We start from the raw sequence: 7,088 nt of genomic DNA on the forward strand, positions 1-7,088 counted from the left end.
CTTTTTTCTTTCCAAAATATTGAGAAACAAGCTTAACCGTATATTTCCAATTATCATACGTAGTAATCGATGACCAACGCCCTGAGCCTCTTTCCTCTTCTACGTAGTTATCTAAAGCTTTTGCAAATGGTTGATCTAATACATTTAGATTCATTTCTTTATGCACGCGATATTGTACCCACATTTGCTCTTCTAACCGTTTTGCCTCACGCTTACTGCTAGTTTTCGTTACTTTACTAGGAACTGGAATAGTTTTACCTGTTTCATTATCAGTAGGTTGAATTCTAACACGGTACTTCCCTTTATTTTTTCCCGTTTTAATTTGTGTAATTGACATAGCTTTCTCCTAAAAAAGCGTAGCAAGTTGCTACGCCTTCTAATTAATGTTGACTACTTACTAATAGCCATTCTTGTACTTCCTTCAAAACATAATATTTACGTCCTTGGTTTCCAAGTTGATGATATGGACAACCATTTTTAATCAACTTAAAAAAGTAAGTGTAGCTAATGCCTAATTCTGCTGCCACTTGTCTAGCGTTGAGTAACTCTGTGCCAAACATCTTAGTCCCTGCCTTTCTGTTTATCTCCTTCAATTAATTCTTTCTTTAAATCTTCTAAATATTCTCCGAAGTTCAAGCCCTGCGTAGCATCTTCAATGGTTTTAGTATCCGCATTTATCTTGTCTGAATGGTAATAATGTCCCCATGTATCAGGATCAGAAATAAAGTAGTCTAAAAACTGATAAAATTCTTTTAATGCTTCATCACCATAAATTTCTTTAATCATCGAAATAACTCCACTAGCTCCGCCATACAAAAACCAATTAATTTTTCTATTCAGAGAAGCGTCAATTTGAACTCGCTTTAGTTCCTGAAGTCCTCGCCCTTTCGATAACTCTTTTAAAATCTTCCATTCTTTGGAATGTTGGAATTTCTCATATACCATTACTCTTCCTTATCGACTAATGACCAGCGTTCTAGTACACAGCCAAGTAAATAAGGATAAATATTGTCTATTGTTAATGTCGCAATATATCTTCCTAAATCTTTGGCTAAACGATGTTTAAATTCTGCTTCTACTCTTACCCAATCGTTACAATTTCTAGCTAGATTCCTATAAAGTCCACTAGCTCGATCCTGTTCAATTTTTTTATTATAAATTCTCAAAAAGGCATCGCTTTTTCTACTTCCAACATATAGAGTCTGGGCTTCTTCATAATTTCCAATTATTTTAAAGCGATTAGAATTAATCTTATTTCCTTGAGTATTCAAGAAAAATGATTCTTCATTCTTTAACCTTTGAATAATCCTATTAACTGAAAATCCGTAATTAATAAGGTCAGTGGCTATATCAATTCTAGATATGTGCCCCATTTTCTCATATAGTTCTTCAATTATTCTCTTCCAGTTAATAGGAATTCCATGTAATTCCGCAAGGCTCTCATATAACGCTTTGCCTGTCGCAGTAAAGTCAACAAGTATTCCCATATCTTTTCTTGTTTCATTCCACATTACGGAAATATTTCCGCCTTGTTCTCCAGATCCAAAATTATATGAAGAAGTATAGCCGTTATGTCCATGACTCACTGTATTAGACTTGAACAACCATGCTAGATGTAACAGGTTATCAGCAACTATAACTTCTTTAGGTAAACCTTGACTATCTTCTACTTGATTGGTCTCATCATAGGGAATATTTAAACGAATTTGGTCGATTTTTATATTATTCATCGTTTTCATGATTAATAATCTTTCCGTTACACCCATATTATTAGGTGGGTGTTGCCAGCCCGCTCACGCTTGAACATTCCATTCGGGCGACTCCGTCACCCGTCAGCTGGCAACTAAATTAACTATAATTGCCAATAATCAGACTCATCATTATACTTGGATGAATCATAATTATTTTCCAACCTAGTAATTACCTTAGGTACATCAATATTAGACATATCAGGTGACACAAACGGAGTAGGATTGCTAATCTTTTGACCATCAGAATAGATAAGACCATACCCCGGTTTATTTGGAACTAATGGTAATGCCTTAATATCATTAACCATGGGATATGCCATGCGATAAGTTTCCGAGTCTGCTTGTCCCATAACGATCCGCGTGCCTAATTGCAATGTGATATCTCTATCTAATATAGTTGCGTCTATCCTTTGACCCGAAATAAGAGTAAAAATACCCGCTTGACGCCCACGGAGAATAATTTGACGTAGTTCACCCATGATCTCTTTTTTATTCTTGCCAGCTTCAGCAAGCATTGCAGATACTTCATCAATAACTAATAGATATGGTCGATATCCATATTCTGAAAAGTCCTGTCCCCATTTACCATCTTTAAAGTGTTCATACCTCGCACTCATATTCTCGTTTAAAACGCGTAATAGTCGTGCTATTTGATTAGTATTACTTGCTACCACTTTCTTACCACTATTAAGATAATTATGTAGACCGTACATATCAGCTCTTTTTGCATCAACAATATAAAGTCCACAATCACACTGAGAAACGGCTTTAAGCATAATATACGTAGTCGTATTAGTTTTACCTGACCCACTACGTCCTACAATGAGAAGTCCTCCTGAACCCTTAAGGCTAAAGTTAGTATTCTTATCTAGCTGAATCTTAAAATTAGAATGCATTATCAGTTACTCCCATTTGTTGCTTATCAACATCTCTTAACAAGTATCTTGTATAAGATAGCTGATGATCTACCGATAAAACATTCATGTTGAATGTTTCTTCTAGCCTATTATTTAGAGTCTGAGTGGCATCACTATGCTTAATGCCATTAGGATACACAGTAATGTAAATACCCTCTGAAGTTTCTTCATAGATGATCTTGACGCCATATTCAACTTTTCTTTCATTGAAAGTGCTTGTTTCTTTTTTATCTCCATAATCTATTAATTGTTCCGAATGAACAATACTCATCAATTGCTTATGGATCTTATAATTAACGATATGGAGATTAATCCACTTCCAACATGGATACCCTAAGGGTATAATATTGATTAAAAATGGATATGCTAGTGCAGTGTAATTACTACTGGTTAACAAGTGCGGTGCAACTTTATACTCAATCCCCATTGATGCTACTAAAGTTACACCTACTGCCATTTTTAATCCGTTAGGGTCACCTAGCGGTTTTTTTGTGTCTAATACTAATTTCTTAGTTTTCATAAAATCATTTCCTAACATTACAAATTCATAGCTTCTTGAGGACTAACTTCCAAAATTCTAATATTTGATGCAGATAGTCCCTCATTACCGTTAAAATTCCAGTGACTAAGATCATCAAAAGCAACTACTTTGTTTTTTTCTAAACCAAACAAAAATTTTTTATTTTCATCATCAGTAATTACACTTCTGCTTCCCTTAACTTTCACGGTTAACACAGTACCAATTGCTAGTCTTGTATTAGAACTTACAACTCGTACTTTATATACTGCACGCGGAATAGTTTTACTTTCATCATTAGAATCTTGGACTTCTTCTGTTGTTCCGCTTAGTAACAAGAAGCATTTACCGATAGCTTCCTCTAATGGTCGAGTTAAAGCCGATTGAATCGGGGTTCTCTTACTGTTGCTCTCATTAAAGGTGGAAAGCAATTCACCTTGTTTTGTAGTATTATCTTGTGCCATGTGGAACCTCCTTATGTTCTACACTTTAGAGCATATGTATTTTTTATTTGCTCCTTTTGATACTGAACTATTTATATTTATGCTCCTTTCTACATAAATAGTTATATCATTTTGTTTGCTCCTTTTTAATAGCTAAATAAATGTTTTTAGCTCCTCAATTTATAGAGCATGTTATAATTATGAAGAATATTAAGGGAGGATTTTTATGGTATTACCTAGAATTAAAGAAATCAGAGAAAAAATGAATAAAACTCAAGCCCAACTCTCCGATTATTTATCAAATGAAAAAGGATTAAACATCTCCAGAGGTACAATTGCAAAATATGAAAGTGGTGTTAACTATCCATCTCCCCAAACAATGAGTAAACTTGCACACGCGCTTAATGTTTCTGAATACTATTTATCAGGAAAAGGCACCCAAAGATCAGACGTTGATCATAAACTAGTATCTCTTTTACATAATAAATACTTTAACGTTTCTGACTTTACTGATGAATTTCATCAATACTTAAAAAACTACCTACTATTTTTGGGTGACTATAATACTCCTCTGAATTTTTATCGTAATAAAGACGGCGATATTGATAAGACAGCAAAAAAAACACATTTTCCTCAATTCGATGAAATCAATGAGTTTTGGAAAAAAGATTTCTCTTTCCTATTTAAAAATCCTAATTTTATCAATTCCTTAGTTGGAACAACAAATAAGGAATTTGAAAATTTAGTTCTTAATAAACTAAAAGATCAATATTCCACAGATGTAGATAATAGAAATTTTAATATATTAATTGACGAAGTTGATAATATGGCTCATAACATTGAACTAACCGCTTCAAAAGTAATCAATAACCAAGCTACTAAAAAAGAACTTTTATCAGCCATTGATCAAGGTATACAGAATCTACAATTTGCTAAAGAAAATTTCTTCTTATCTGAGGATTCAAAAGACAAAAAAAATGACAAGCAATAAAGCTTGTCGTATCAACATTAATCTAACTTTCGCCACACAGACGCCACACTAAAAAACTGTGTGGCAATTTTTGTGGTCAAATTAATTATTCATAACTATTTTTAAAACTACACAAATAATTTTAAGTAACAAAAAAGTCTATCACATCAAGCTCTTTCGAACTTAACTGATAGACTTAAAAACTATTAAGTTGTTTAACTAATGCTGACTAGAGGATTCGAACCTCCGACCTCATCATTACTAGTGACGTGCTCTGCCAACTGAGCTAAGTCAGCAACTCTTCGTTGTCTCACCCGACAACAGTATTTATTAAACCATATGAAATAGACTTGTGCAAGCTTTTTTTGCAAAAAAGTTCAAAAAGTTTTCAAGACTATCAAATCAAGGATTATAATGTAGAATAAATATGTAATTTTAATGAAATAAGGAGTGATTTTATGCAAACTCTAGCACCAATTCCAACTGAATTAGATTGGCTGCTTAGAATAATTGTTGCTGCTTTTTGTGGTGGGATCATCGGTTACGAACGTGCTATTCAACGAAAAAGCGCGGGCGTCAGAACACACATCGTAGTCGCAATTGCCTCTGCACTCTTTATGATCGTATCCAAGTATGGATTTACAGATCTTCTAAATATGCATGATATTGCGCTCGATCCTTCCAGAATTGCCGCACAGATCGTTACTGGTATTTCCTTCATTGGTGCCGGTACAATTTTAGTCAGGAAAGAACAAATTTCTGGTTTAACCACCGCGGCTGGTGTTTGGGCAACTGCCGCCATCGGTATGGCTATCGGGGCTGGCATGTACTTCATTGGAATTCTTTCTACCACTCTTATTTTTGTCATTCAAATGCTCTTCCATGATGACGTGATCATCAGCAAAATCACACCACATGTCCGCTTTAATATTCAAATTGAAGCCATTAACCAGCATAATATTTTGTCTAAGATAAAAAATGAACTTGAGGAAAACAAAGTTGAAAACATCAACATTAAAATTCTAGATGTTAGCGGTGAAAGAATCGTCTTTTATGTCGATGGCGTGATTAATAATAAAATTGATGAAAACAATATTGTGATGGCACTGCGCAAGTATCCTGATATTACTCGAATTAGTTACACACGCGGTGGACTTAACTAAATCTCAAGCAATTCTGCTTGAGATTTTCTTTTGAAAAAAGAGCCTGTAAAATACATCAATATTAATACAGAAAGGACATATATATGTCAGGTACTCTTGATTATTTACGCTGGCGCGGTGACTTAACCTTCAAAGAAAAGCCTTTTAATAGCGTTGACGCCTCTTTATTTTCTTCTTTAATTTATTTACCAGTAGATAAATCGGCGAAGGGGCATACTTTAGCTGAAGTTGCGGAGAAATTACGCGTTCTCCCCTCCTTTCAAGTACAAACGCACGATGAGACAGGCGCACAAATTTGGCTTTTACCTAAAAGTCCACGCCTAGGCAACGTTGAAATCTTAAATTGGACTAATCGCTTAGAAAAAGACCCTTACCCGTTGCAATTTACTGCCGCCACTTTTCGTCTAAATGCCAATACTATTCTCATTGTTTATCGCGGTACCGATAGTTCTATTATTGGCTGGAATGAAGACATGACTATGAATTACATGCCTAAAATCTATGGCCAGGATGTTGCTGCTGATTATCTCAGAGAAATGGCCGAAGAATTTCCTAATGATAAAATTTACCTCACTGGTCATTCCAAGGGTGGTAACTACGCAGAATATGCTTTGAGCGTTGTTGAGCCTGAACTGCAAGACCGCATTATTAAAGCTATTAGTTTTGATGGACCTGGCTTCTTTGGTGAAGTATGGCGTTCCCCTGGTTTTGTTCGAGCACTTCCTAAAATGAAGACATACCTGCCTGAAGGATCTATTATTGGCACGATGTTAGATCATCCTGAGCGAGTTTTAATTACTAAGAGTAATGCTCCTATGGTCCAGCAACACGATCCTCGCCGCTGGAGCGTTGGCCGCGATAGTTTCGTTTTAGCAGATGGACTTACTTCTGGTGCCAGATCTTTGCGCCATTCTTTAATCGATTTCAATCACACTGTTCCTGACGTTCAACGCGGCGAATTATGGGACACCATGTTTCAATCATTTGAAGAATTGAATATTACTGACGTCTTCCAAATAACTGCTCATAAATTGCTAGGCACTGTTCGCTTTAGCCGCGTGATCATGTCGCTTACTCCTGATACGCGAAAATATATTTTGCATATGATCAACGAGATTATTAACGCAATTCGCGGAAATATTAGTCTGCCATTTTCAGAAACCGATTTTGCCCTTTATCCAAAGAGCAATGACTCAAATAAGAAGCCGATCTTCTACGAATTCTACGACACTTCAGTTCCTAGCATTTTGCCTGAAGAAATCAAAATTAGATTTAAAACTGAAAAAGACGCAGAAAACAAAAAATTAAAGTAAAAAAGTTTCACACG

General features: G+C 35.2%; 9 protein-coding genes, 1 tRNA gene and 1 pseudogene. 3 read left to right on the forward strand and 8 right to left on the reverse strand.

The features are described from left to right. The 7 genes and pseudogenes from HMPREF0518_RS00205 to HMPREF0518_RS00235 all read right to left on the reverse strand — a co-directional run. Positions 1–337 (reverse strand): annotated as a pseudogene (locus tag HMPREF0518_RS00205) (tyrosine-type recombinase/integrase); the annotation flags it as partial. 43 nt (positions 338–380) lie between these two features. Beyond that, the gene (locus tag HMPREF0518_RS00210) at positions 381–560 is read right to left on the reverse strand and encodes a helix-turn-helix transcriptional regulator (RefSeq protein ID WP_003624850.1); all 180 of its coding nucleotides are present in this window, start codon (positions 558–560) and stop codon (positions 381–383) included. A 1-nt stretch (position 561) separates the two neighbouring features. Then, on the reverse strand, positions 562–945 hold the full coding sequence (locus HMPREF0518_RS00215; protein WP_003624852.1) for a hypothetical protein: 384 nt from the start codon (positions 943–945) through the stop codon (positions 562–564). Continuing rightward, entirely contained in the window at positions 945–1,766 is an 822-nt protein-coding gene (locus HMPREF0518_RS00220) for a replication initiation factor domain-containing protein (RefSeq protein WP_003624854.1), read from the reverse strand. The genes HMPREF0518_RS00215 and HMPREF0518_RS00220 overlap by 1 nt, the downstream gene beginning before the upstream one ends. 86 nt (positions 1,767–1,852) lie before the next feature. After that, positions 1,853–2,647, reverse strand: a complete 795-nt coding sequence (locus HMPREF0518_RS00225) for an FtsK/SpoIIIE domain-containing protein (RefSeq protein WP_003624855.1) — start codon at positions 2,645–2,647, stop codon at positions 1,853–1,855. Beyond that, positions 2,637–3,188 carry a hypothetical protein gene (locus HMPREF0518_RS00230; RefSeq protein ID WP_035504224.1) on the reverse strand — a complete coding sequence of 184 codons (552 nt, stop codon included), beginning with the start codon at positions 3,186–3,188 and terminating at the stop codon, positions 2,637–2,639. Before HMPREF0518_RS00230 ends, HMPREF0518_RS00225 begins: the two co-directional genes overlap by 11 nt. A gap of 17 nt (positions 3,189–3,205) precedes the next feature. After that, a complete protein-coding gene (locus HMPREF0518_RS00235) occupies positions 3,206–3,649 on the reverse strand; it encodes a hypothetical protein (RefSeq protein ID WP_003624857.1) in 444 nt (147 codons plus the stop codon). A 205-nt stretch (positions 3,650–3,854) separates the two neighbouring features. On the opposite strand from HMPREF0518_RS00235, the gene HMPREF0518_RS00240 reads away from it, so the two are divergent. After that, positions 3,855–4,619, forward strand: coding sequence for a helix-turn-helix domain-containing protein (locus HMPREF0518_RS00240; protein ID WP_020828867.1), 765 nt, complete (start codon positions 3,855–3,857; stop codon positions 4,617–4,619). 202 nt (positions 4,620–4,821) lie between these two features. Here the strand turns inward: HMPREF0518_RS00240 and HMPREF0518_RS00245 are convergent. Then, positions 4,822–4,894 (reverse strand) — tRNA-Thr (locus HMPREF0518_RS00245). A 162-nt stretch (positions 4,895–5,056) separates the two neighbouring features. Here HMPREF0518_RS00245 and HMPREF0518_RS00250 point away from each other — a divergent pair. Both HMPREF0518_RS00250 and HMPREF0518_RS00255 read left to right on the forward strand, forming a co-directional pair. Continuing rightward, positions 5,057–5,761, forward strand: coding sequence for an MgtC/SapB family protein (locus HMPREF0518_RS00250; RefSeq protein ID WP_003624860.1), 705 nt, complete (start codon positions 5,057–5,059; stop codon positions 5,759–5,761). An 83-nt stretch (positions 5,762–5,844) separates the two neighbouring features. Further along, positions 5,845–7,074: a DUF2974 domain-containing protein gene (locus HMPREF0518_RS00255; RefSeq protein WP_003624862.1), complete on the forward strand. Its 1,230-nt coding sequence runs from the start codon at positions 5,845–5,847 to the stop codon at positions 7,072–7,074. The last annotated feature ends 14 nt before the right edge of the window (positions 7,075–7,088 follow it).

The sequence above is a fragment of the Lactobacillus helveticus DSM 20075 = CGMCC 1.1877 genome (genome assembly GCF_000160855.1).
Lineage (GTDB): Bacteria > Bacillota > Bacilli > Lactobacillales > Lactobacillaceae > Lactobacillus > Lactobacillus helveticus.